The following is a 22,481-nucleotide window of genomic DNA, read 5'->3' as shown; positions in this document are numbered from 1 at the left end:
TTCGGAGCCCGCTACCCGCCAGCAGTTCGCCAAACTTCCGGCCACTCAGCAGGCATCAGAGGTGATCAGCAACCACCCGGGAATGTGCGGGACCCTCGTCAGTGCATCTCGAAGACCGGTCCCCGTGGTGCGAACGGCAGGCGGGCGCCGCGCGGCAGCAGGAAGGCGTGTTCGCGCCGCACCCGCAGTACGTCGCACGCCCCGTCTGTGATCAGCAGCACCGGGGCTCCCGGCGGGAAGTCCTCGGCGGCGAGCAGCAGTTCGACGCCGGGTTGCAGTACGGTGCCGCCACGGCCCCGTACCCGTACCCGGGCCGCGATCTCGGTGGCCGGCAGATACCCCGCGTCGAAGGGTGCCGCGTCGCAGAAGACCACCCGCGCCGCCGGTACGTCGCGCGACTCGGCGTACGAGGCGATGGCGCCCAGCGCCTTGCCGAGCAGCCGCCGGTCCATGGAGCCGGAGGTGTCCAGTACCACCCCGAAGGTGCAGCGCTCCGCTTCCTCCGGCGGGAAGTACCGGCCCGCACGCGGGATGTCGGGGGTGGACGCCTGTCGGCGGGCGGGGCGGGCGAAGCTGCGCAGCGGTTCGGGGCGGGGCACGTACTCGTCGAACCACCGGGCGAGCCGTACGTCCCAGGGCAGCGGGGGGTGGGCCAGTGCCTGGATCTCCTCCACCAGCCCGGCCGGAAGCGTGCCGCGCCTGCGGTCGTGCAGGTCGAAGCCCTGGAGCAGGCCGCGGCGGTAGAACTCGTCCAGGTCGACATGGTCCGCCGGGGAGCCGGAGTGCGGCAGCGGCTCGCCCAGGATGTCGCCCCGGCCCTTGCCGCGCAGGGTGGCGAGCCGGCGTTTGCGGCGGGCGTCGTTGGTGATCCGGTCGTAGACCTCCTCGGCGGACAGGCCGGTGAGGGCCGTGTCGTAGAGCAGTCCCTCCGGCATCTCGCCGACGCCCATCTCCACCAGCCAGCTGTTGATGACGTAGTCGCAGGCGACGTTGAAGAGGTACGGGTCGCGGTGGCCGCGCCGGTCGGCGTGACGCAGCGCTGCGTGCAGCATCTCGTGCGCCAGGATGAACCGCCACTCCTCCTCCGAGTGCGTGCGCCGGGGGTTGACGTAGATCTCGCCGGCGGCGGCGTTCACGGCGGCCACCGAGATCTGGTGGGCGCGGGCGAGCTCCGCGTCCGCGATCACCGTCATCCCCGAGGCGATGCCGCCCAGCAGCGGGTAGGAGGAGACGAACCAGTCAAGTGCCCTGTTCCACGGCCCCTTTGCGGGTCCACCCGGCTGGTGCCCGGCGGCGCTCATCGCGGCCGATACCGTGCGGGTCAGCGAGCGGGCGAAGATCTCGCGCCAGTCCTCCGGGTCCCGCTGGTAGGGCCAGGGATCGAGCCGCTGGTCCGGCTCCGTGCCGCCCGCCCCGCAGTGTGCGTACCGCTCCGGGATGCCGCCTTGGCGGAAGCGCTCCGCGAGTTGCTCCTCGTCCCCGCCGGGGAAGGACTCCGGCAGTTCGAACGGCGGGGAGCCCACCGGGAGCGACTGCTGGAACCGGCACACCACCACACAGCGGGCGGCCCTCTCGTACTGGTCCGGTTGTACCCGTTCCCCTCTGGCCGCCGGAAGATGGCCGAAGCCCAGGTGCAGCAGGCAGTGGGCCAGCACCCAGGCCCACTCGTCCGGTTCGGCCAGCCGCTGCGGGTTGACGTGCACGCAGCCGTCCGACTCGACAAGCGCCCAGCCCTCCTTCGGGACGACCCGGCAGGAAGTACGGCAGAAGTCCGCGTTCAGCGAGCCGAGCGCGGCGTCCCGGCGGACGATCTCCAGGCCGCGCTGGTAGTTGAGCGCGAGGAGCGGGTTGGGGGGCGGTGGCTGCCGCCGGTTTCTCCTGCCGCGAGTCGGCGCGCTCACCGGCGGGCCTCCACGAGCCGGGGCATGTCGCGCGCGGCCTCCACGAGGAACCACGCGGGCAGCACCGGGTTGCCGTCCTCGTCGTCCGCGATCACCGTCTGCGCGACCTCGACCGATATCTCGGCGAGCTGCACCAGCAGCGCCTGTGCCCGGTACGCGGTCTGCCGCACGGAGGGTGAGGCGTGTTCCTTGTGCGCCGGGAGCTCCTTGACCAGCCGGCCGCGGAAGGACTCGGCGAGGTAGTAGAGCAGGTCACGGTCCTGGACCCGGTTCGGCCAGCGGACGTCGCCCTTGAGGATCGCGTCGATTCCGTACTCACTGCGCACGATCTTGACGTAGCCGCGGAACGCCGAGGCGTGGGCGGGGGTGAGGGTGCCGTGGGCCAGCACGGTGAGCGTGGCCTCGTCCAGGGCCGGGCCGAAGGACTGGATGGCGTCGGAGAGCATGTGCCAGGAGCGGGGGGTGGAGAACGGCTCCTCGGCCTTCGGCGGCTTGGACCACAGGTGGTGCGGCCGGTCGGTGAGGTAGTCGATGACGTGGGGGTGGATACCGGCGCCCGCCGCCCAGTGCAGCCAGTCCTTGGGCGACGCCTGCAGGTGCACATGGGTGAGCCGGTTGACCAGCGCGGAGGCCATGGGGCGGGCGAGAGCGTTGTCGGTGGCGCGGTTTCCGGCGCCGATGACGATGCTGCCCTTCGGGAGCTCGTAGTTGCCGATGCGGCGGTCCAGGATCAGCGAGTAGAACGCCTTCTGCACGTCGGGCGTCGCCGCGTTCAGCTCGTCCAGGAACAGGCAGTACGGCTCGTCCCGCGCGATCGCCTCGGGCGGGCAGAACACCGAACGGCCGTCCCGGATCTGCGGCACGCCGATGAGGTCCTCGGGGGCCAGCTGGGTGCCCAGCAGGCTGACGCACTCCAGGCCGAGCGAATCGGCGAACTGCCGCACGAGTGAGCTCTTCCCGATGCCGGGCGCACCCCAGAGGAACACGGGGCGGACGGTGGTCAGTCCGAGCAGCAGCTCGGGAACCTGGGCCGGGTTCACGGTGACGGTCGCCTGCACGGGCGGATCAGCTCCTGAGGGAACGGGGAAGACGGCAACGGGGCGGGCCGCGCCGTCAGGGGCGGCCCGCCGGACCGGTGTTCATGGTCCACGCCCGGGGGAGACACCGCAGCCCCTTTTCCGGTGTCGTGTCACAGGAGCAGCGTGAGTTCGTGTGCGAGTACGGCCACCAGGTGGCCGTACTCGCACACGGAGTGCTGAGGGGAGCCGCGCGGCTCACTTCGACGGATAGAAGGCCGCCGTGACACCGGGGGTCCACGACACGTCGTCCCCTTCGGCCGTGTAGGCGGCGACTCCCTCGGCCGTCCAGGAGGGGAGCTGGGTTCCGGGGTCGAGCGGGGTGACCTGGTCGGCGGCGAGGTCCACCTCCACCGGAAGGTCGTCCGAGCTGGACCCCTCGCCCCGGACGGTTCCGTACGCCGTGCCGTGGGTGGCGTCGACCGTCGTGACGATGACCTCCTTGCGGTCGTCGTTGCCCTCGAAGCAGTAGCCCTTGTCCTCCTTCAGGTCCATCACGACCGTGTCCGCCGATACGTACCGGCCACCGGAGATCACTGGCCCCGACTCGTCCAGCGGTGATATGTCCTCCTCGCAGCGCACGGAGGCGCGCACCTTGCCGCTCTCGGAGTCGCGGATCTCCCAGCGCTTGGGCGTGCCGTCGCCGCTCGCCGTCCAGCGGGCGACGACCGAGCCGTCGTGGTGGATGACGATCACATTGCTGCCGCCGGCGGGGTTCGTCACCGCGTCGGAGGGTGCGTTGGTCCCGCTGTACCAGGCGTCGTTCAGCCAGAAGGCCTTGTCCACGTCGGTCGCCAGCGGGCCCTGCGGTGAGACGCCGAAAAGTTGGGCCTTCTCGTCGCAGTCGGCACGCCCGATCGCCCTCTCCTCGCGGCAGCCCTTCGCCTTCGCGGGCGCCGCGAGCTGAGCCTTCGTGTACGTGGTCCGCTTCCCCGTGGTGACGTCCACGGATGTCGGCTGCGGCTTCCCCTCATCATTGAGCGAGGCGGTGGAGAAGACGATGCCCTCGGTGCCCTGCGCGGCGAACCTCTCCGTGGAATAGGGGAGCTCGATCGTGCGGGCCGCCTCGACGTTGCCCGAACCGTTGGCCGGGAAGACCGTGAGCTGCGTCGTCTCCTTGGACTTGTTCGCTCCGTCGCCGCCCGTCTCGCCGGAGAACGTCACTACCGCGTAGTCCGTCTCGCCCTTGGAGGTCACCATCAGCGTCGTGCTGCCGTCCACGGTGCTGTCCTGCCCGGACTTCGGCAGTGCCACCGGATTTCCGGTCCAGCGCTCGGCGCCGGTCTTGAGGTCGCGCGCCACGATCTGCGTGGAGGCCCCGCCCGGGGCCTTCTTGAGGAAGAGCACGGCCTTGGCGTGGGGTGCGTAGACGGGGCTGCTCAGCCCTTCCGAATTCTTCACTGCCCAGCCCTTAGCGGCGTCGTAGGCGGAGGGCAGCTTCTCCTGGGGCGCCCGTGCCTGCTCGGGAGCCGGGCTCTTCGTGGCGTGGCGGTCCTTCCCGCCGGACTTCTTCCCGCCCTCGTCGTCACCGTCGTCTCCTCCGCTGCAGCCCGCCAGCAGCAGCGCTGCGGCAACCATTGCGGCGGTGCCTCTCGCCACACCGTTTCCCGTACGCACGACTTCAACTCCCCATCGTTTTGCACCACGCTCCTCGGCGCTGGTGCACGGACTACCGAAGGCAGCCAGCTCCGCGTCCTGCAACTCCCCTTCCGCCAAAGGACTCTTGCACCCTACAAGGGGTCTCGGCGGGCCAGGGCCGGAGCGGGGCGGCAGGGTGCGGATCGACTCATTTATCGCAGCGCTGTTATATTAGCGCTGTGACATCTTCCGGCCCCACCGCTTCCGACTCCCCTCCCGACCCCACCACACTGCCCGACCCCTGGCAGTCGCTGCACGAACTGCTGGCGACCCTGGACGCCGAGATCGAGCAGATCTACCTCGCGCGCGGCATCGAGGGGGTGCGGCCGCGATTCGCCTATCCGCTGATCCGGCTCGCCCACACCGGACCGCTGACCATCCGCGAACTCGCCGAGTCCCTCGACCGCTCGCACTCCGCGATCAGCCAGACCGTCGCCGCCATGCGCAAGGAGGACCTGGTCACCTCCGAGCCAGGACCCGACGCCCGCACCCGGCGGATCGGCCTGACCGAGCGCGGCCGGTCGCTGGTGCCGTTCCTGGAGTCCGAGTGGCGCGCCACCCACGCGACGATCGCCGGACTGGACGCCGAGATCCCGTACGCGCTGACCACCGTCGTCCAGGACCTGCGGCGGGCGCTGGAACACCGGCCGATGCGGCAGCGGATCCTTGGCCACCTCGTCGAGCCACCCCGATGAGGGGGCGCGTCCGGTTCCTCGACACCCGCCCGCTGCGTGGCAGCCGGCCGTTCCGTGACCTGTGGATCGGCTCCTCACTCTCCGCGCTCGGCGGGCAGATAGCCACCGTGGCGGTGCTGGCACAGGTCTGGGACCTGACCGGCAGCCCCGTGGGCACCGGCGCCATCGGGCTCGCCACCGGTCTGCCGATGCTGGTGTTCGGACTGCTCGGCGGCACGCTCGCCGACGCCGTCGACCGCCGCACGGTGGTACGGGCCACCACCGCGGGCCAACTGCTGGCCGCCGCAGGGCTGTGTGCCCAGGCCCTGGCGGACAACCGGAACGTCCTGGTGCTGCTCGCCCTGGTCGCCATCGGTGCCGCCTGCGCCGCCCTCGGCGCCCCGGCCCGGCGCACCCTCCCCGTCCGGCTGCTGCCCGCCGACCAGGTCGCGGCCGGGCTCGCCCTGAGCAACCTCTCCTTCCAGGCGGCGATGCTGACCGGCCCCGCGGTGGCCGGGCTGATCATCGCCCGCTGGGACTTCTCCGCCGCCTACGCGGTACAGGGCGTGGCCGTCGCGGTCTCACTGCTCGCGGTGGTCCGGCTCCCGGCCATGCCGCCCGCGGGCGCCGACGCGACGAGCGGCAGACGGCGGCCCGCACGCGGCGGCTGGCGGATCGTCCTGCGCCGTCCGACGTTGTGGGGCTCGCTGGCCACCGACCTGGCCGCGACGCTGCTCGCCATGCCGGTCGCGCTCTTTCCGCTGGTCAACGAAGTCCGCTTCGACGGCGATCCGCAGACCCTCGGTCTCTTCCTCTCGGCCGTCGCCGTCGGGGGGATCACCGCGGGCCTGCTCTCCGGCACGGTGACGCGCTGGCGCCGCGGCGGGCTGGTCCAGCTGGCCGCGGCGAGCGTCTGGGGCCTGGCGCTGGCCGGCTTCGGCCTGGCCGGGCCGCTGTGGTTGGCGCTCGGCTGCCTGGCCGTGGCCGGCGCGGCCGACACCGTGTCGGTGGTCACTCGCAGCGCCCTGGTCCAGATGGAAGCCCCGGACAAGTACCGGGGGCGGGTCTCCTCCGTGGAACACGTCATCGGCGTCGCGGGCCCCGAGCTCGGCAACTTCCGCGCCGGCCTGGTGGCCTCGGCCACCTCCGCACCCTTCGCCCTCGTCACCGGCGGCCTGGGTGCCGCCCTGGTGATCGCCGCCGTGGCGGCGGCCAACTCCCCCCTCCGCGCGTACCGCACGCCACCTCCCGCGCCGGACCCGATCGCGCCGGACCCGATCGTGGCTGATCCGACTGCGGCGGACCCGGCCGTGCCCGACTCCACCGTGCCCGACTCCACCGTGCCCGGGGCTGCCGACGCGGCGACGACCAAGGCATAGAAGGGGTATCTGCAGGCGGTACACGCCTCCGGTGACCTGGTCGCGGCGTGAGTGCGGCGCTTGACTTTCCTGGTGGGAAAGTGGAACTCTTACTTTCCCACCAGGAAAGAGAGGTCTCGTCATGGACAAGGTCGATTCAGAACAGGCCCGCGCCTCGCTCGCCGAGGCGGATCGTGCCCGCCGCCAGGTGACCGAGGAGATCGGCCTGCCCCGCGCCTACTGGTGGGGCATGGCCGCCGGCTGGCTGGTACTGGGCATATTCGGCGCGGTGCTGCCGTGGTGGCTGACCGCTGTCGCCACCGTGGGGTTCGGCACCGGACACGCGATATTCGCCTCGCGCCTGCTCGGCGGACGGCGGCGCACGCGGCAGATCCAGGTGAGCGCCGCGGTCGCCGGCAGCCGCATCCCCGTTGCCGTGGTCGGCATGCTGCTCGGGCTGGTCGCAGTCACCGTCCTGGTGGCGCTCGCTCTCGACGCCGACGGCGCCGGTCACGCGAGCATCTGGGCGGCGGGGCTGGTGGCGGCTGTGGTGGGGTTCGGCGGACCGGACATCCTGCGCGTACTGCGTCGCTGGGTGCGAGCATGACGACGGCGAAGTTCGACGAGTTGATTCACCCCAGCACCCGCCTGTCGCTGGTGGCGACACTGGCCGCCGCCGACTGGGCTGAGTTCGCCTTCCTCAGGGAACGACTGGGCTTGTCCGACTCGGCGCTGTCCAAACAGCTCGCGACACTCGAAGAGGCCGGGTATGTCGCTACCGAACGCCGCGTCAGCGGCAGCCGCCGAAAAGTACGGGCCCGGCTGACCCCCGCCGGGCGGGACGCCTTCGACGGCCATATCGCGGCGCTGCAGGCGATCGTCGACGCCACACGTCCAGCCGAAGGGTCGACGACCCGCTCATGACGGGGTCGGAGCGAGCAGTGGTTGGCAAGCTGAGCCGTGCCGCCCACCCCGGAATCGGGTTGTGCGGGTGCGGCCGATCGGCTTGGGTGCGTGCGTGTGACTGCCCTTACTGATCTCGTACGTCCGGACCGCTATCCGCGAACTTCCCGTTACGATCCGTCCTGGCTGCTCGGGCTGGACATGGGGCCGAACCCGCTGTGGCTGCTGGAGGACCTCGCGCGCAACCTTGAGCTGCGGCCGGGGATGCGCGTGCTGGATCTCGGTTCGGGCAAGGGCGCCACGTCGGTGTTCCTGGCCCGCGAGTACGGCGTCCGGGTCGTCGCGGCCGACTGGTGGATCGCCGCTGAGGAGGCCGCGTCCGTCTTCGCCGAGGCGGGTGTCGGCGACCGGGTGGAGGCCGTGCGGGCCGAGGCGCACGCCCTGCCGTTCGAAGAGGAGAGCTTCGACGCCGTCGTGAGTGTGGACGCCTTCGAGTACTTCGGTACGGCGGACGGCTACCTGCCGTATCTGGCGCGGTTCCTGCGGCCGGGCGGGCTGTTGGGCATGGCGACGCCCGCCATGAGGCGGGAGGTCCGGGAGCTGGGGGCGATCCCGCCGCACATCAAGGAGGTCGTCGGCTGGGAGGCGCTCGCCTGGCACACCGCCGAGTGGTGGCGCTTCCAGTGGGAGATCACCGAACTGGTGACCGTCACCTCCGCTCGGCTGCAACAGGACGCCTGGCGGGACTGGCTGCTGTGGACCCTGGCAACCAGCGAGCACCAGCCGGACCGCCGGGCGGCGAACCAGCCCGTGATCGACATGCTCACCGCGGACGGCGGCGAGTACCTCTCCTTTGCGCTGGTGACGGCCCGCAAGAACGGTGGGACAGGCCAGAACGCAGCCTGAGCGGGCCCGCCGGAATCGTCATCCCGGCGGGCTTCGAGGGAGCAGGAGAGCGACCGGGCCGGTTGGCCGACTCGACAGCGAGGAGCCGGTGCTGGCGGAAGCGGAGGACGGGGAAGGCGTCGGGCCCTCCGGTAAGGATCACCTCGGCGTCACTCTCCCCGGCGAGTCCCGCGATGTGCAGGGTCGTGTCGAACTGGCCGCTCCAGAACCAGGGCAGGTCGTCATACGTCCGGTCGCCGCCGGTGAGCCGTTCGGCCACCAGTTGTGCGTGGCCGGTCGCGTGCTGCACCGATTCCAGGTGGTGGCGGCGTGCGTGCTCCTTGACGAGGCCGGTCCGGCCAGCACCGCAGGACTTGCCGCATATCGTTGTAATGATTATTGTTACGACTGGACCTGAGGGGCGAGGGAGGCGGAGTCCGACGTGAGTGCCAACAGCAGACTGACCATTGCGGCGCACGCGCTGACATGGATCGGGCTGTATCAGCGGCGTGGCCACGAGGTCGCCACCTCCGAGCAGATCGCGACGAGCGTCAACACCAACCCGGTGGTGATCCGCCGCCTGCTGGGCGAGCTGAGCAAGGTCGGCCTGGCCGTTTCACGGCGGGGGGCGGGGGCGGGCTGGATGCTCGCGCGGGACCTGGCGGCGATCACCCTGCTCGACGTCTACCAGGCGATCGAACCGGGACCGGTCTTCGCCCTGCATCGCGCGACGCCGGACCCCGAGTGCGTCGTGGGCCACGGCATCGGGCCGGCAATGGCCGCCGTGTACGACGATGTGGAGGCCGCCCTGCGCAGGGAGCTGGCCAAGACCACGCTGGAGGACGTGCTGCGGGACGTCTTGAAAGCCGCCTGACCTCGGACCGTCGACTTCCCGTGATCGGGGGGGATCGGGTTTTGCACCCATCAATGTAACAATAATGGTTACGTCAAGGAATTGGAGAATCTGATGGGACAGCTGGACGACAAGACCGCCCTTGTCACCGGCGCCTCCAGCGGCATCGGCCTGGCGATCGCCCGCCGTTTCGCCGCCGAGGGCGCGACCGTCTACCTGACCGGGCGCCGCAAGGCCGCGCTGGACGCCGCCGTCGCGCAGGTCGGCGCCCGCGGCATCGCCATCCAGGGCGATGCCGCGGACCTCGGCGACCTCGACCGGCTCTTCGCCGAGATCGCGAACCGCAGCGGCCGCCTGGACATTGTGGTGGCCAACGCCGGGGTCGGGGACTACGGCCCGCTCGGCGCGATCACCGAGGAGGAGTACGACCGCACTGCCTCGATCAATTTCAAGGGCACGGTCTTCACTGTCCAAAAGGCGCTGCCGCTGCTGACGGCCGGCGCCTCGGTGATGCTGCTCTCCTCCAGCTCGGCCCTGCGGGCCGCCCCGGGCCTGGGCGTCTACGCCGCCACCAAGGCCGCGATCCGCAGCCTCGCCCGCACCTGGGCCGCCGAACTGGCCGGCCACGGAATCCGCGTCAACGCCCTCACCCCCGGCCCCGTCGAGACCCCAGGCCTGGACGAGCTCCTCGCAGCCTTCCCGCACGGCGATCGGCCCACCGCGGCCGAGCCCGTCCCGCCGACCCCGCTCGGCCGCGCCGGCCATCCCGACGAGGTCGCCGCCACCGCCCTCTACCTGGCCGGCGACCAAAGCACTTTCACCACCGGCGCGGAACTGTTCGTCGACGGCGGCGCCACACAGCTCTAGGCGGCAAATCGGCGACGCGGGACGCATTCGACGCTCCAGGACGTCTGAGCCGCGTACTTGCGACCGTCCGCCAGGGCAACGGCTGCGACACAACGACACAGCAAGGAGTGAGTGAGTCATGAAGAGCCGCATTCGGGTTCGCTCCGGTCGACCTTGGCGCGCTGCGTGAAGGCGGGGCGCTCATGCCGCTCGGCGGGCCGCTGAGCGGCAAGCACTTTCCTGTTCCAGGGCTGAGGCCCGACCGACACCTCAAGCAGACGAAGAGACAAAGGACAAGGACGATGGCAACAGATGCTCAGACCTCGCGGACCGTGGCCGAGAAGTTCTTGGAGCGCCTCGGCAGGCAGGACCCCGACGGCATCCAGGAACTGTTCGCCGAGGAGATCGACTGGCACGTCCCGGGCAGTGACGCGCTGCCCTGGACCGGGCGCCGTACCCGCCGGGAGGAGGTCGCGCCGTACTTCACCACGATGTGGCCGCACTTCGCGCACGGCAGGAGCAAGGTCGTGCTGGAGCGCGTCGTCGTCGACGGTGGTGACGTGGTGCTGCTGGCGGTCTTCACGCACACCGTCATGGCCAGCGGCAAGGAGTTCACCACACCGGTGACCATGCACCTGGTGGTCGAGGGCGGCCGGATCGTTCGCATGCACCTGTACGAGGACACGTTGACCGTCGCCGAAGCGTTCAACGCCAGCTGAGCGGAGGGTGCTCAGGGGCCCTGCGGCCCGGGGCGGCCCGGCCGGGCATGTACGAGGATCAGCCGAGATACGGCCGAAACGGATAGCAGAACCCGCCCCGGCCGATCGCTGCCGGTCAGCACAGTGGGGGGCGGCCTTCGGTGCTGACTGCCGATCGCGCGGCACCGGGCACATCCTCGACGTGCTCGACGTCCTGCACCGCGACCGTCTCGCTCTGCGCATCCACGACGGCGCGTTCTCCGCGATGGACCTCACCGCCGTCGCCGACCTGCTGCCCGAGTACACGGCCGCCGACCCGGGAGCCCCAGCCCCGGAGTTGCCGGTCGTCCTCGACATGCCGGGCAAGGTCGCCGACTTCCTCCGCACCACCGACCTGGCGCCCGCCGAGCCGACCGAAGGGCTCGACCCGGAAACGGCGGACGAGGTACTCGCCGACATCCTGGACGCCACCCGAGGCCGCACCACCTTGCTCATCACCCACCAGGCGGCGGGGCTGGCGGCGGTGGACGACGTGGTGACCCTCGACCGCGGCCGCACCGCGTCACTGGAGCCCGCAGGCACATTCCCCTCGGCCGTCCCGTGACTTCCGCCGCCGCGGCAGCGCCCCGCTCCGGGGGTTGGCCGGAAGCGGGGCGGGGCGGGGTCGGCGGCCGGAGGCCGGGGTCAGCCGCGGTGTCAGGCGGAGGCGGTCTCCTCGGAGGTGACCGTCGCCGGGGCGTGGTAGTCGGGCAGGCTGTCGCGCACGGCGGCGATCATGGCGGCGAGGACGGTGTCGCGCTCGGTCGCGCTCAGGTCGCCGTAGACCGGGTCGTTCTGGGTGAGCTGCACGTGGACGGCGACCTTGTGCTTCTCGGTCTCCTGGCTGGTGCCGACCAGGATTTCTGCTGTGACGGCCTTCATGAGGTGTCCTTCTTTCGCTGTGGCTTCGCTGTGGCTTCGCTGAGGTGTCGGATTTCGCTGACGCGTCTCGTGCGGCGGTGAGCGGCACCGCCGCGCGGGCGGTAAGGAACCGGGGGCCGTCAAAGCTTGATGCTCCACTGGGCGGGCTCGGTCGAGAAGTCGAGCAGGTCGACCTCGATGTCCAGGACCGCCGCGTCGGCGGGGGCGTCGAAGGCGAACGAAGCGGTGGCCTTCTTGCCTGGCAGCAGCTTGCCCTCGAACGCCGAGTCGACCTGCTCGTCGAAGATGGCCTCGGCCTCCGTGCCCTCCTCGCCCGCACGGGCGGTTGCCATGATCAGAGCGGCGTCGATCTTCTTCGCACCGGTGTTGTCCAGCGTGATGGTGACCTTGTAAGCCTTGTTGCCTTCCGTGTGGCCGCTGGCGAACTCCGTCGGTGTGTACGCGGCGGCCTCGGAGACCGTGACCGTCAGACCGCTCTTGTAGCTGGCGGTGTCTCCCGCTGCCATCGGGCCCTCCGGGGTGTCTTCCTTCTGCGCGCCCCCAGCCTCCGCGCCGCCCTTCTTCGCCTGCTTGGAGCTCGAACCGGCCTTCTTGGTCGTCGGCTCTTCCGCGTCGCAGGCGGTGAGGCCGCCGAGGGCGAGTACGGCCGCGACGGCTGTCGCGGCGAGCGAGCGCTTGCGGCTGAGGTAGCGAACAGACATGACGGACACCTTTTCCGAGTGCGGGACCGGCTCCCCGTGAACCGATGGGTTAATGACAACATGAGCTGTGAACCGAGTCAACACGGTTCATCGATTCATCGAAGTTCACGCGGTGAGCTGGTCGGATTCACCCTTCTGGGTATGATCGGAGTCACAGGAGCAGAGGGAGGGAGCGTCCGTGTCGGAAAGCGCGGCGAAGAGTGGACTGGAGAGCGGATCGGACGGCGGATCGGACGGCGCCACCGAGGTGACCGCCGCCGGAATCGCCCGGCTGGCAGGCGTCGGCAGAGCAGCGGTCAGCAACTGGCGCCGCCGCTACCCCCACTTCCCCAAGCCCATCGGCGGCACCGAGACCAGCCCCGCCTTCTCCCTCCCCGAGGTCGAGGAATGGCTGCGGGCTCAGGGCAAGCTCGCCGAGGTCCCCCCGCGTGAACGCGTCTGGCAGCAACTGGAAGGCGCCCCCGAGGGCACCGCAGCCGCCCTCGCCCACGCGGGCGAGCTGCTGCTGCGCCACTCCGCCGCCGCGCCGCACGCGCCGCACGCGCCGCACGCGCCGCACGCGCCGCACGCGCCGCACGGGCCGCACGGGCCGCTCGCCGAGCTTGCCGGCGAGCTCGGCCCCGGCCCGGCCTTCGAGTTCCTCCTCGGCCGCTACTTCGACGCCAACACCCGGCACTACACCCTCACTCCACCCGATGCCGCCGCGTTGATGGTCGCCCTCGCCGGCCCCGCCGACTCCGTCCTCGACCCCGCCTGCGGCTCCGGCGAACTGCTCGCGGCGGCCACCGGCCCGAGCGGCTCCTGGCCCGCCGAACTGCACGGCCAGGAGATCGATCCCGCCCTCGCCCGGCTCACCGCCCTCCGGATCGCCCTGCGCGGCGAGGCCGCCGTCCACATCCGTACGGCCGACGCCCTGCGCGGCGACCCGGCCGCCGCCACCGCAGCCGCCCCCGCACCGGCAGCCCGGCCCGTCGACGTGGTGCTGTGCCATCCACCGTTCAACGAGCGCCACTGGGGCCACGCCGAACTGGCCTACGACCCGCGCTGGGAGTACGGCCTGCCCGCCCGTACGGAATCCGAGCTGGCCTGGGTCCAGCACGCGCTCTCCCGGCTGCGCCCCGGCGGCACGGCGGTGCTGCTGATGCCGCCCGCCGCCGCCTCCCGGCGCACCGGCCGCCGTATCCGTGCGGCGCTGCTGCGCAGGGGTGCGCTGCGGGCGGTCGTCGCACTGCCCGCCGGTGCCGCGCCGCCGTACAACCTGCCGCTGCACGTATGGGTGCTGCGCAAGCCGGACGGCGCCGAGGCCCCCGCGCCCCGGCTGCTGCTGGTCGACACCAGCGTCCGGCACCAGGCGGAGGGCCGCGCCGCGCTGCCCTGGCCGGAGCTGCACCGCACCGTGCTGAGCGCCTGGCGCGCCTTCGACGGCGGCGGTACCGCCCCCGAGCAGCCCGGCGTCAGCGGCGCACGGGCGGTGATCGACCTGCTGGACGAGGACGTCGACCTGGCGCCCGCCCGTCACCTGCCCCCAGGCACGGGCGAGGGCACGGCCGCGCTCACCGTCGTACGGGAACGGCTCGACCGCACGCTGCGCCGCTCCCTCGAACTCGCCCCGGCCGCCACCCCGCCCCGGGCAGGCGACGCCGGGGCCGCCGGGGCCCCGAACTGGTCGGACACCACCGTCGGCGAACTCGCCCGCGCGGGCGCCCTGGAGGTGGAGCTGCGCGGGAGCGGCGACACGGAGCCGCCGCTGACCCGTGAGGGCGATGTCCTCATCCCGGTGCTGGGCCGGGGCGCCGCCGCGAGGGTCGTGGCGGCGGACGGCGCGGGGGAGCCGCTCGAGCGGCACGTGGCCCTGCTGCGTCCCGACCCGCACGCCCTGGACCCGCACTTCGTCGCGGGCTTCCTGCGCGGCACCGCCAACACCCGCCAGGCCAGCAGCCACGCCTCCAGCGCCTCCCGGCTGGACGTACGGCGGCTGAGGCTGCCACGGCTGCCGCTCGCCGAACAGCGGCGCTACGGCGAGCACTTCCGCAGGCTGGCCGCCTTCGAGGCGGCGTTGCAGCAGGCGGAGGGGCTGGGGCGGGAACTCGTCCAGGGCATGTACGACGTGCTGACAGACGGCACGATCCGACCCGACTGATACCGGACGTATACCGACGATCGGGCTGTGCTGTCCGTGGCGGTGTATACGCTCACTGGCAGCAAAGTCCGACCGTCACACGATCCCCGCACGCCCACGTCCGTCTCCTCAGCAGCATGGAGATTCCATGTACGGCCCGGCCGCCACTCCTCCGCCACCCCTGCCCGCACCCCGCCGCTCCGGGCGGCCCGGCGCCAAGGGGATGGCGCTCCGGCTGCTCTACGCCAGCTTTCCGGTCTGGTCGCTCGGCCTGCTCGCCTGGGTGCCCTCCCTCCGCTTCGCGCTGCTGCGCCGCCGGGCGGCCGACTGGGGCGTGCTCGTGGTGCTGGTGCTGCTGACGGCGGTCTATGTGACGCTGCTCATCACCGTCGAGGAGGACCCGAAGGGGGAGGGCATGGCCTCGTTCTGGGCCGGGGTGTACGTCGTCTTCTTCATCATCGGAGCGGCGGTGCACGCGATCCTCGCCGACCGCTTCCTGCGCGAACCCGGGATGCGGGGCTTCATGGCTGCTGCGCCGGGCGGTCCAGTGCCGGGCGGCCACCTGCCGGGCGGCCCTCCGCCGGGCGCCCTGGGCGAGACCCAGGTGTTGTCCTACGGATATCCGCCCACGGCCTACGGGACCGGCGCCCCGTCGTACGGCTACCCGCAGTCCCCGGCGCCCTCATACGGCTACCCGCAGCCGCAGCCGCAGCCGCAGCCGCAGGCCCAAGCCCCTGCACCGCAGCCGCCCGCCGCCCCCGCGTCGCCCGCCCCGCACGCCTCGACCCGGATGCGCCAAGTCGCCTCCGAACTCGACGAACTGGACGAGCTGCTGCGCAAGCGCGGTGACCCCCGTTGACCGGCGGCCGTCTGATCGCCGGCCGGTACGAGCTGACCGAACCGCTGGGCAAGGGCGCCATGGGCCAGGTGTGGGGCGGACGCGACCTCGGCCTCGGCGGGCGGCACATCGCCGTCAAGCTGATGCACTCCGGGCAGATGGCGTCGCTCTCCGGCACGGCCGATCTGGAGGAGCTGCGCCGCCGCTTCGAGCGGGAGTGCCAGGTCACGGCCCGTATCGACCACCCCGGCCTGGTCACCGTCTACGACGCGGGACGCGACGACGACGAACTCTTCCTGGTCATGCAGCGGGTGGAGGGCAGCGACCTGGGCGACCATCTCGCCGAGCACGAGCACTACCCGTGGCAGTGGTCGGCGGCCGTCGCCGCCCAGATGTGCGCCGCACTGGTCGCCGTGCACGCGGTGCCGGTGATCCACCGTGACCTCAAGCCGGGGAACGCGATCGTCCGTCCCGACGGCAGGGTGATCATCCTCGACCTGGGCATCGCGGCGGTCGCCTCCGTCGGCGACACCACCCGCCTCACCCGCACCGGCGCCCTGATCGGCACCCCGGTCTACATGGCGCCCGAACAGGCGATCGGCGACTCCCCGGTCGGTCCCGCCGCCGATCTCTACGCGCTGGGGGTGCTGCTCTACGAACTCCTCACCGGGCGGCTCCCGTTCGAGGCCCCGGAGGCTTCGGGCCTGCTCTACAAGAAGCTGCACGAGCTTCCGGTGCCCGTGCGGCACATCAGCCCCGAGGTGCCCGAGGCGCTGGCCACGCTGGTCGCACGGCTGCTGGACAAGGAGCCCACAGCCCGTCCCGCCGACGCCTACGAGGTGTACTCGCTCCTGGCCCCGCTGCTGCCGCGCCCGTACGACCAGGCGCACTCGCAGCCGTCGCTCCCCACGGACCCGACCCGGCCGTTCCGCGAGCCCATGGCACCCTGGCCGGTGCCGCGCGGCGTGGCCCCACCGCCGGTGACGGCCTCCGGCTTCGGCCCGCCGCCCGTGATCGATCTGCCCGGCACCCTGGAGGAGGTGCGCGGCCTGCTCGCCGCCGGGCGCTACACCCAGGTCGCCGACCTGCTCGGGCGGGCGCTTCCGGCCGCCGTCGCCGAGCACGGCGACCCGTCCCCGGTGGTCCGTACGCTGCGCAAGCAGTTCGCCGCGACCCTCGTCGACACCGCCCAGTACGCCCGCGCCCTCCCGGAGATCCGCCGCCTCATCCAGGACCTCACGGCCGAACGCGGCCCCTACGACCCGGTGGTGACGCAACTGCGCCAGGACGAGTCCCTGTGCCTCCGGCACCTGTCCGGATGAGCTGCCGGACGGGGTGGCCATGGGCGCCCGACCGCCTCACGACCGCCCGGCCTGCCTTCAGATCGGCAGATCCCAGCCCGGACCGTCCTCGGTGCCGATCCACACGCGCTGTCCGGCAGCCGAGACCGTGATGCCGAAACTTTCTTGGTGCGGTTCGCCGGCCGCCTGCCAGCGTTGGACCGCCCGTTCGACCTGGTCCCACAGCCGCGCTGGCCCGCGCTGTACGACCGTCCAGCCCTCATCGGGCCCGGATGCCGTCCGTGCCTGCGAACCGGTGGAAACGTCCCAGAGGATCTGTTCCGCGCCCGCTCCCATCCGCTCGGCCGAGGGCGCGGCGAGCTGAGCCACCCAACTTCCGGTCCATGTCCCGATGAGGGCCGGGTCGATCCGGCTCGGGCGCTCGTCACCGGGCATCAGGGCGAGCGTCGGGCGAGGCGGGCGGTCATGCGGCCGGGCGATCATGAAACTGGTGTACCCGGGCAGGAACCGGCCGGTGGCGGCGCCGGGACCGGTCACGGTCAACAGCGCCAACCCGGATGCGTAGCTCCACCCCGAGAGGGTGACCAGGATCTTTCCGCCCGGCTTCATCTGGTGCAGCCATGGCATGGGGATGTGGCGGACCGAACAGGTCGCGATCAGGCGGTCGTACGGCCCTCCCTCCGGGTCTCCCCGCAGACCGTCCCCGATGATCAGCCGGGGGCCGTATCCGGTGGCCTTGATGGCGGAGGCGGCGGCTCCGCCGACCACCGGGTCGTACTCGATGCTGGTGAGGTTGCCGTCCCCGAGACGGTGCGCGCCGAGGGCGGCCGAGTATCCGGTTCCGGTTCCGATCTCCAACACGCGCTGCCCCGGCTGGACGTCGAGCTGGTGCCACATGCGCAGCACCAGCGACGGCAAGGTGGAAGACGACGACGGAGAGCCCGCGACGCTGCCGTCCGCACAATCATCGGGCCTGATGCGGCCGTCGAGCTGGGTGATGAGCGTCTGATCGGTGTAGATGCCTCGAAGCCATCCGGTATCGCCCTGGCGCACGGGCCGGTAGCGGGTCGGGACACTGCCCGGAACCTGCTCGAAGTAGGACCCCGCGAACAGCTCCCGGGGGACTGTCTCGGCGGCGCCGCGCCACGCCGGGTCCGTGAGGGTGCCGTCCTCGGTGAGCGCGTCCGCCAGGGCGGCGCGCAACTGAGCAGATGTGCTCACGTGTCGGAGCCTTTCTGTAGCTGGTCAGCGATGGCACGGGCGACTGCGTCGGTGATCCCGGCCGGCTGCCGTGCCCACTGTCCGTTGGGGTTGCACTCCAGGAAGTACCAGGCGTCATCGGTGGTCACGGCAAAGTCGAACGCGCCGTACACCAGGCGGAAACCAGCGAGGTAGGCAGCGACGGAGCGTGCGATCGCTTCCGGGACTGCGATGGGGGTGCATCGCATGAGGTCCTGCCGGTAGCGCCAGTCGAGATCGGGGCTGTCGATTCGGGCCCCGAACAACCGGTGGTCAACGGCGGTCACCCGCACGTCGAACGCCTTGTCCACCTTGGCTTGGAACACGTGCGGGCACACGGCCACGGCACTTGTGATGTCATGCCCGTGCACCTCGCGCACCCACACGCTGTGTGGCTTGTTGTCCACACGGTAGGGGGTGTTCCACACGGGCTTGTAGACCACTCCGCCGGGCTCACGCGCCGCGAAGTCCCGGGCCTCGTGTACGTCATTGGTGATCAGCGTGTGGGGCACGAGGAACCCGCTTCGTTGCGCGGCCGCAAGCTGAGCGGGCTTGTGCTCTGCCGCGCGGTTGTGCCACGGATGGTTGACGTAGTGGGCTCCTGGGAGGGACGCGAGGATTCCCCCGGTGCCCCAGAAGCACTGCTCTGCGGCGAACCTGCGGTCCTGCTCGTCCAGTCCGGGAGGACCCCCGTACGGCGAGGGCCTGCGGACCCAGACGGATCGCACCCGCGTGAGATCGAGGGCTCGGCTTCGGGTGCGCAGGGTGCCCCGCTGTCCGGCGGTGCCGTACACGGCGGACAGCGAGGCACCCTCGTGCGGGTCGACGCCGGGGTCGAGACGCACCACCGGAATGCCTCGCGCAGCGAGCGCCCGCAGCACCAAGTCCGAGGTCACGTCATAGCTGTTGGTCAGTACCAGCACCGACCCGCGTCGGTCGTCCATCAGCCGGACTGGTCCTGGTCGTAGGACTCAGTGCTGGCGGCGTCGGTCGCGCCCCCTGGCCCGGAGCCATCGCCCGGGGTAGTGGTCGTCGGGGTCAGACCGGTGGTGCTCGTGCCGTGGCCACCCATCTCGACCGTGTGCCCGTGCTCGTCCACGATCACGGCGATCTGCGTTTCGGGGTCGATCACGGGCGTGAACTGCGGGGCCGTGACAGTGGCCGCGTACGGCTCCATCCTGCCCGTGCCCCAAGGTGCGGGTGTCTGCGTCATGTGTGCTGCGCCTCCATTCATGTTGGTGCCGACAGTTGCAACAACTCGGTCAGCAAGCCGAGTTGCGTGATCCCATGCCATGAGAGTTCTCATTCCGGAGACTTGGGGCGAGCCCGGTCGGTCCGCTCGCCGAGGAGGAGGAGTGGGAGTTCGTTGCCGTGATCGGTGGCGTGCACGGCGGCGCGGATGCGGCGCTCCTGGTACGGCTCGGTGTGCGCGGCGAGGTGCTGCAGCGGTACCCATGCGGTGGCGGCCAGTTCGTGTGCGGCAGCTGTGGGAACGGTGACGTCGGCGGCTTGGGCGGCGGTGAGGATGCCGCCGTCGATCACGACGTTGATGCCTTCGGCGGAGGTGCCGTCCTCGCTGGCGGGAACTTGGTCGAGTGCGATGAGGTGCGTGAGCGGGAGCACGAGCCCTGTCTCCTCGCACAGCTCCCGTGCGGCAGCGTGTGTGATCGGTTCGCCCTCGTGTGCTCCGCCACCGGGAAGGATCCAGCCTCGCTTATAGCGGGGTTTGACCATCAGCACGGCCCCGGCAGGGTCGCGGACCAGGACGACGGCCCCGACGCGGCGGCGGGGCGGTTCGGCGGGGTCGACGTCAGCGTGGGCCATGGTGCGTCTCCTGTGGGGCGGGGGTGGTGTGCCAGGGGCGGCGCGTGAGCTGCCGGTAGCTGCGGTGGGTGGGGAGGCGGCCGGTGTGTTCGCCGGCCCAGCGCCGGGCGCCTTCCGGGTCCTCGAACCCTGCGGACGCCTTCGCGCAGGTGGTGCACTGCATGGCGTGGGTGACCGGCTCTGCGTCGGGACGGGTGTCGGGCTCAACGCACCACCCCCGCACCGGGGCGGTCACCGGCTCGGGCTGTGGCCTGGCAGCGTTCAGGGGAACCCAGCTCAGCAGCCGGTAGGTGATCCCGCCGTCGAATACCAGCAGTCGGTCACCCCCGGCCAGTGCCCGCAGGTTCCGCACCGTCCGGTACGCACCCCGCACATGCACCGTGTCCCCGACCCGCACCGTCTGCGCGGTGACCACCCGCCCAGCCCGCTGGGGGCGGGTCACCGCGCCTGGTCCTCGTTGAGGCCCAGATACTCCAGCAGCACGCGGCAGTCACGAGCCAGATGCCGCACATATACATGCGGCGTCAGCAACTGCACGTCGGGGCCCTGCTCCTGTAGCTCACGCACGAGCTTGAGCCGACCGCAGCGCTGAAACCAGATCAGCGAGCCGTACCAGAGCTTGTCGACCGCCGCCTCCGCCTCCGGAAGCAACGTCCGGACGAAACTGCACAACTCCCGCTTCAGTTCGGCCACCTCGGCCCCGTCGGGCATGGCCCGGGGGTGCAACGCGCGCTGAATGAGAGCACGGACGCGCTCTGCGTCCGGCGGAACGCCGCCGCCCGCTCGGGGCTGCGCAGTGCTCACCGCTCAGCCTTCTGCGTCCGGTCCCTCCGGTGCTCCAGTGCACGGACGGCATCCCATGCCGTGCAGGCAGGTTGGACGCGGATGTTCAGCCTGGTGGGCGGTGCCCATGTATCGGTCATGCGCTGTCCAGTCTGTGAGTGACGGTGACCTCACACACAGATTGGACCGGTCCACCGGTCCAGTCAAGTCGGGGCGGGTTATCACGACCCCATCGAGTAGCTCTCCGAGTGCTCCCACAACTCACCGGAGGTGACACCCTCTTCGCAGACGAGCGGGCATCCGGCCACGTCGTACGCGGTGTGCCTGTCGACGGCGACCGCAGCCGGGAGAGACAGGCCAAGTTGGACAGCCTCGGCCTCGGTGGCCAGACGCACCTGTGCCACGTCCGTTCCGCGTACCGGAGAGCGATTCGTAGTGCGTGCGACGTAGTTGGTAGTGCCCTCCGCGATCGGGCCCTTCTGCGACAGGCGTGGACACGCATCCGCGATGTCCAACGGGAACCACGCGACCACAAAGCTGAATGGGCAGCCCTCGTCGTCGAGCACCAACCGGGCACGGTGCAAAGCCCGTTCACCAGGCGGAAGTTGCAGCGCGTCACGGACGCGATGGGGCGGCACTTCCCTCGTCGGAGCGCCGAGCCGCTTGTAAGGCCGTCCGCCCGCGATCCGTGATCCTGATTTGCGACGACCCGCAGGCCGAGCAACGGGGGTCTCGATCACCGTGAAACCTGATCCCTGTTTGGCGACGACAACGCCGTCGTTGCGCAGGACATCCATAGCCTTGATGACGGTCGCACGGGAGACACCGAACTGCTCGCACAGGTCGCGACCGGAAGGCACAACGTCACCAGGAGCGAAATCGCCCTCCGTGATGCGGGCGCGGAGGTGATCGGCGATCTGCTCGTACTTCAATTTGGGCATAGCTGGCAGGTTAACCGGTCATGTTGTTGGCCTGCCGGGTTCACTGGACCGGGGGCGGCAGGGAAAATGGCGTCATGGCACCAGAGCTTGCACCAGAGGTGATGACCTTCTATTCGGCCACGGTCAATGAAGCCGATCGGCTGACGGCCTCGGCGGACGGGGCGTTGGAGCTGGTTCGCACGCAGGAGCTGCTGCGCCGGTACCTCCCGCCGGTGCCCGCGAGCGTCCTCGATGTCGGGGGCGGACCGGGCGTCCATGCCCGGTGGCTTGCCGGGGACGGCTACGCGGTGCATCTGGTCGACCCGGTGCCCCGTCACGTGGAGGCGGCCCGGCAGTTGCCGCGCTGCACCGTCGAGCTCGGTGACGCCCGGGAGCTGTCCGCCGCTGACGCGTCCCGCGACGTGGTGCTCCTCCTCGGCCCCCTTTATCACCTGCTGGAGCGCGGCGACCGCGGCAGTGCGCTCGCCGAGGCCTACCGCGTGCTGAGGCCCGGCGGCCTGCTCGCCGCAGCTGGGATCAACCGCTATGCCTCGCTGTTCGAGCACACAGCATTCGCGCACCTCCACAAGGACGGCGTGCGCGACAGCATCGGCAGCATCCTTGAGACGCAGTTCATCGACGGGAAGAAGGCGTTTACCGCCGCATACTTCCACAGCGGCGAGGAACTGCGGGGCGAGGTCGCCGACGCGGGTTTCGAGGATGCCGAGGTGTTCGGGATCGAGGGCCCGACGTGGGCCATGCTCAAGGCAACGGAACGGCACACGGGGGAGTCGGTCACGGGCACGCCTCTGTTCGACTCCGCGCTGACCGCGGCCCGGATGGCCGAGCCGTACCCCGAGCTGCTGGCAGCCAGCTCCCACCTGCTCGCGGTCGGCCGCCGCCCTGCCTGACGGCTGGCGGCGCGAGCCGTCATCGGCGGCCTCGCCAGGCCGTGTGGCGCCCGGCCCGAATCGGCGCCTGTCAGGATGAGGTGCGGTGGTGA

27 protein-coding genes are annotated in these 22,481 nt (G+C 71.2%); 14 read left to right on the top strand and 13 right to left on the bottom strand.

All coding sequences use genetic code 11. The annotated features are described in order from the left end of the window. Nucleotides 1-98: 98 nt before the first annotated feature. The 3 genes from LHJ74_RS24360 to LHJ74_RS24350 all read right to left on the bottom strand — a co-directional run bounded on the left by LHJ74_RS24360 (nt 99) and on the right by LHJ74_RS24350 (nt 4,555). Nucleotides 99-1,901, bottom strand: coding sequence for a vWA domain-containing protein (locus tag LHJ74_RS24360; RefSeq protein ID WP_375546828.1), 1,803 nt, complete (start codon nt 1,899-1,901; stop codon nt 99-101). Continuing rightward, nucleotides 1,898-2,959 carry an ATP-binding protein gene (locus tag LHJ74_RS24355; RefSeq protein WP_260220347.1) on the bottom strand — a complete coding sequence of 354 codons (1,062 nt, stop codon included), beginning with the start codon at nt 2,957-2,959 and terminating at the stop codon, nt 1,898-1,900. Before LHJ74_RS24355 ends, LHJ74_RS24360 begins: the two co-directional genes overlap by 4 nt. A gap of 216 nt (nt 2,960-3,175) precedes the next feature. Next, nucleotides 3,176-4,555 (bottom strand): hypothetical protein, encoded by a 1,380-nt coding sequence (locus LHJ74_RS24350; RefSeq protein WP_260220346.1) that lies wholly within the window; start codon nt 4,553-4,555, stop codon nt 3,176-3,178. Nucleotides 4,556-4,794: 239 nt separating this feature from the next. Between LHJ74_RS24350 and LHJ74_RS24345 the strand changes: the two genes are divergently transcribed. From LHJ74_RS24345 to LHJ74_RS24325, 5 genes are all read left to right on the top strand, one after another. Further along, nucleotides 4,795-5,310, top strand: a complete 516-nt coding sequence (locus LHJ74_RS24345; RefSeq protein WP_260220344.1) for a MarR family winged helix-turn-helix transcriptional regulator — start codon at nt 4,795-4,797, stop codon at nt 5,308-5,310. After that, nucleotides 5,307-6,668, top strand: a complete 1,362-nt coding sequence (locus LHJ74_RS24340) for an MFS transporter (RefSeq protein ID WP_260220343.1) — start codon at nt 5,307-5,309, stop codon at nt 6,666-6,668. The genes LHJ74_RS24345 and LHJ74_RS24340 overlap by 4 nt, the downstream gene beginning before the upstream one ends. A gap of 121 nt (nt 6,669-6,789) precedes the next feature. Next, nucleotides 6,790-7,254 (top strand): hypothetical protein, encoded by a 465-nt coding sequence (locus LHJ74_RS24335; protein ID WP_260220342.1) that lies wholly within the window; start codon nt 6,790-6,792, stop codon nt 7,252-7,254. Next, entirely contained in the window at nt 7,251-7,571 is a 321-nt protein-coding gene (locus tag LHJ74_RS24330; RefSeq protein ID WP_260220341.1) for a winged helix-turn-helix domain-containing protein, read from the top strand. The genes LHJ74_RS24335 and LHJ74_RS24330 overlap by 4 nt, the downstream gene beginning before the upstream one ends. Nucleotides 7,572-7,667: 96 nt before the next feature. Beyond that, the gene (locus LHJ74_RS24325; protein WP_260220340.1) at nt 7,668-8,456 is read left to right on the top strand and encodes an SAM-dependent methyltransferase; all 789 of its coding nucleotides are present in this window, start codon (nt 7,668-7,670) and stop codon (nt 8,454-8,456) included. Here the strand turns inward: LHJ74_RS24325 and LHJ74_RS34495 are convergent. Beyond that, nucleotides 8,374-8,631, bottom strand: coding sequence for a hypothetical protein (locus tag LHJ74_RS34495; protein WP_375546835.1), 258 nt, complete (start codon nt 8,629-8,631; stop codon nt 8,374-8,376). The genes LHJ74_RS24325 and LHJ74_RS34495 overlap by 83 nt on opposite strands. Here LHJ74_RS34495 and LHJ74_RS24320 point away from each other — a divergent pair. From LHJ74_RS24320 to LHJ74_RS34490, 5 genes are all read left to right on the top strand, one after another. Continuing rightward, the gene (locus LHJ74_RS24320) at nt 8,545-8,853 is read left to right on the top strand and encodes a hypothetical protein (RefSeq protein ID WP_260220339.1); all 309 of its coding nucleotides are present in this window, start codon (nt 8,545-8,547) and stop codon (nt 8,851-8,853) included. The genes LHJ74_RS34495 and LHJ74_RS24320 overlap by 87 nt on opposite strands. Nucleotides 8,854-8,877: 24 nt before the next feature. Next, nucleotides 8,878-9,309, top strand: coding sequence for an Rrf2 family transcriptional regulator (locus LHJ74_RS24315; protein WP_260220338.1), 432 nt, complete (start codon nt 8,878-8,880; stop codon nt 9,307-9,309). A 93-nt stretch (nt 9,310-9,402) separates the two neighbouring features. Continuing rightward, nucleotides 9,403-10,155, top strand: a complete 753-nt coding sequence (locus LHJ74_RS24310; protein WP_260220337.1) for an SDR family NAD(P)-dependent oxidoreductase — start codon at nt 9,403-9,405, stop codon at nt 10,153-10,155. 281 nt (nt 10,156-10,436) lie between these two features. Then, nucleotides 10,437-10,853: a nuclear transport factor 2 family protein gene (locus LHJ74_RS24305; protein WP_260220336.1), complete on the top strand. Its 417-nt coding sequence runs from the start codon at nt 10,437-10,439 to the stop codon at nt 10,851-10,853. 181 nt (nt 10,854-11,034) lie between these two features. Then, nucleotides 11,035-11,436, top strand: coding sequence for a hypothetical protein (locus tag LHJ74_RS34490; RefSeq protein WP_375546827.1), 402 nt, complete (start codon nt 11,035-11,037; stop codon nt 11,434-11,436). Nucleotides 11,437-11,528: 92 nt separating this feature from the next. Here LHJ74_RS34490 and LHJ74_RS24295 read toward each other — a convergent pair whose 3' ends face one another. Both LHJ74_RS24295 and LHJ74_RS24290 read right to left on the bottom strand, forming a co-directional pair. Then, nucleotides 11,529-11,753, bottom strand: a complete 225-nt coding sequence (locus tag LHJ74_RS24295) for a hypothetical protein (protein ID WP_260220335.1) — start codon at nt 11,751-11,753, stop codon at nt 11,529-11,531. Nucleotides 11,754-11,872: 119 nt separating this feature from the next. Next, nucleotides 11,873-12,454 carry a DUF4352 domain-containing protein gene (locus LHJ74_RS24290; RefSeq protein ID WP_260220334.1) on the bottom strand — a complete coding sequence of 194 codons (582 nt, stop codon included), beginning with the start codon at nt 12,452-12,454 and terminating at the stop codon, nt 11,873-11,875. A 178-nt stretch (nt 12,455-12,632) separates the two neighbouring features. Between LHJ74_RS24290 and LHJ74_RS24285 the strand changes: the two genes are divergently transcribed. The 3 genes from LHJ74_RS24285 to LHJ74_RS24275 all read left to right on the top strand — a co-directional run bounded on the left by LHJ74_RS24285 (nt 12,633) and on the right by LHJ74_RS24275 (nt 16,733). Continuing rightward, entirely contained in the window at nt 12,633-14,594 is a 1,962-nt protein-coding gene (locus LHJ74_RS24285) for an N-6 DNA methylase (RefSeq protein ID WP_260220333.1), read from the top strand. A 127-nt stretch (nt 14,595-14,721) separates the two neighbouring features. After that, nucleotides 14,722-15,432 (top strand): hypothetical protein, encoded by a 711-nt coding sequence (locus tag LHJ74_RS24280; RefSeq protein ID WP_260220332.1) that lies wholly within the window; start codon nt 14,722-14,724, stop codon nt 15,430-15,432. Then, nucleotides 15,429-16,733: a serine/threonine-protein kinase gene (locus tag LHJ74_RS24275; RefSeq protein ID WP_260220331.1), complete on the top strand. Its 1,305-nt coding sequence runs from the start codon at nt 15,429-15,431 to the stop codon at nt 16,731-16,733. The genes LHJ74_RS24280 and LHJ74_RS24275 overlap by 4 nt, the downstream gene beginning before the upstream one ends. A 57-nt stretch (nt 16,734-16,790) precedes the next feature. Here LHJ74_RS24275 and tgmC read toward each other — a convergent pair whose 3' ends face one another. The 7 genes from tgmC to LHJ74_RS24240 form a co-directional block, all read right to left on the bottom strand. Further along, a complete protein-coding gene (gene tgmC, locus LHJ74_RS24270) occupies nt 16,791-17,933 on the bottom strand; it encodes an ATP-grasp peptide maturase system methyltransferase (protein ID WP_260220330.1) in 1,143 nt (380 codons plus the stop codon). Continuing rightward, nucleotides 17,930-18,895 carry an ATP-grasp ribosomal peptide maturase gene (tgmB, locus tag LHJ74_RS24265; protein ID WP_260220329.1) on the bottom strand — a complete coding sequence of 322 codons (966 nt, stop codon included), beginning with the start codon at nt 18,893-18,895 and terminating at the stop codon, nt 17,930-17,932. Before tgmB ends, tgmC begins: the two co-directional genes overlap by 4 nt. Beyond that, complete coding sequence (tgmA, locus tag LHJ74_RS24260) at nt 18,895-19,164, bottom strand: putative ATP-grasp-modified RiPP (RefSeq protein ID WP_260220328.1); 270 nt, start codon at nt 19,162-19,164, stop codon at nt 18,895-18,897. The genes tgmB and tgmA overlap by 1 nt, the downstream gene beginning before the upstream one ends. Nucleotides 19,165-19,253: 89 nt before the next feature. Then, nucleotides 19,254-19,775, bottom strand: a complete 522-nt coding sequence (locus LHJ74_RS24255) for an NUDIX domain-containing protein (RefSeq protein WP_260220327.1) — start codon at nt 19,773-19,775, stop codon at nt 19,254-19,256. Then, nucleotides 19,762-20,217 (bottom strand): DUF7848 domain-containing protein, encoded by a 456-nt coding sequence (locus LHJ74_RS24250; protein ID WP_260220326.1) that lies wholly within the window; start codon nt 20,215-20,217, stop codon nt 19,762-19,764. The genes LHJ74_RS24255 and LHJ74_RS24250 overlap by 14 nt, the downstream gene beginning before the upstream one ends. Next, complete coding sequence (locus LHJ74_RS24245; protein ID WP_260220325.1) at nt 20,214-20,579, bottom strand: DUF6415 family natural product biosynthesis protein; 366 nt, start codon at nt 20,577-20,579, stop codon at nt 20,214-20,216. The genes LHJ74_RS24250 and LHJ74_RS24245 overlap by 4 nt, the downstream gene beginning before the upstream one ends. 200 nt (nt 20,580-20,779) lie before the next feature. After that, nucleotides 20,780-21,499 carry a GntR family transcriptional regulator gene (locus LHJ74_RS24240; RefSeq protein WP_260220324.1) on the bottom strand — a complete coding sequence of 240 codons (720 nt, stop codon included), beginning with the start codon at nt 21,497-21,499 and terminating at the stop codon, nt 20,780-20,782. A gap of 74 nt (nt 21,500-21,573) precedes the next feature. Between LHJ74_RS24240 and LHJ74_RS24235 the strand changes: the two genes are divergently transcribed. After that, complete coding sequence (locus tag LHJ74_RS24235; RefSeq protein ID WP_260220323.1) at nt 21,574-22,389, top strand: class I SAM-dependent methyltransferase; 816 nt, start codon at nt 21,574-21,576, stop codon at nt 22,387-22,389. The last annotated feature ends 92 nt before the right edge of the window (nt 22,390-22,481 follow it).

The sequence above is a fragment of the Streptomyces gossypii genome (assembly GCF_025165795.1).
GTDB classification, from domain to species: domain Bacteria; phylum Actinomycetota; class Actinomycetes; order Streptomycetales; family Streptomycetaceae; genus Streptomyces; species Streptomyces gossypii.
This window is presented reverse-complemented; position numbering and strand designations above follow the sequence as displayed.

Excerpts from the sequence above, each read along its gene's own strand:
- LHJ74_RS24350 (WP_260220346.1), bottom strand. The coding sequence starts at position 4,555 with ATGGTTGCCGCAGCGCTGCTGCTGGCGGGCTGCAGCGGAGGAGACGAC.
- LHJ74_RS24340 (WP_260220343.1), top strand. The coding sequence starts at position 5,307 with ATGAGGGGGCGCGTCCGGTTCCTCGACACCCGCCCGCTGCGTGGCAGC.
- LHJ74_RS24335 (WP_260220342.1), top strand. The coding sequence starts at position 6,790 with ATGGACAAGGTCGATTCAGAACAGGCCCGCGCCTCGCTCGCCGAGGCG.
- LHJ74_RS24330 (WP_260220341.1), top strand. The coding sequence starts at position 7,251 with ATGACGACGGCGAAGTTCGACGAGTTGATTCACCCCAGCACCCGCCTG.
- LHJ74_RS24310 (WP_260220337.1), top strand. The coding sequence starts at position 9,403 with ATGGGACAGCTGGACGACAAGACCGCCCTTGTCACCGGCGCCTCCAGC.
- LHJ74_RS24305 (WP_260220336.1), top strand. The coding sequence starts at position 10,437 with ATGGCAACAGATGCTCAGACCTCGCGGACCGTGGCCGAGAAGTTCTTG.
- LHJ74_RS24295 (WP_260220335.1), bottom strand. The coding sequence starts at position 11,753 with ATGAAGGCCGTCACAGCAGAAATCCTGGTCGGCACCAGCCAGGAGACC.
- LHJ74_RS24290 (WP_260220334.1), bottom strand. The coding sequence starts at position 12,454 with ATGTCTGTTCGCTACCTCAGCCGCAAGCGCTCGCTCGCCGCGACAGCC.
- LHJ74_RS24280 (WP_260220332.1), top strand. The coding sequence starts at position 14,722 with ATGTACGGCCCGGCCGCCACTCCTCCGCCACCCCTGCCCGCACCCCGC.
- tgmB (WP_260220329.1), bottom strand. The coding sequence starts at position 18,895 with ATGGACGACCGACGCGGGTCGGTGCTGGTACTGACCAACAGCTATGAC.
- tgmA (WP_260220328.1), bottom strand. The coding sequence starts at position 19,164 with ATGACGCAGACACCCGCACCTTGGGGCACGGGCAGGATGGAGCCGTAC.
- LHJ74_RS24255 (WP_260220327.1), bottom strand. The coding sequence starts at position 19,775 with ATGGCCCACGCTGACGTCGACCCCGCCGAACCGCCCCGCCGCCGCGTC.
- LHJ74_RS24240 (WP_260220324.1), bottom strand. The coding sequence starts at position 21,499 with ATGCCCAAATTGAAGTACGAGCAGATCGCCGATCACCTCCGCGCCCGC.
- LHJ74_RS24235 (WP_260220323.1), top strand. The coding sequence starts at position 21,574 with ATGGCACCAGAGCTTGCACCAGAGGTGATGACCTTCTATTCGGCCACG.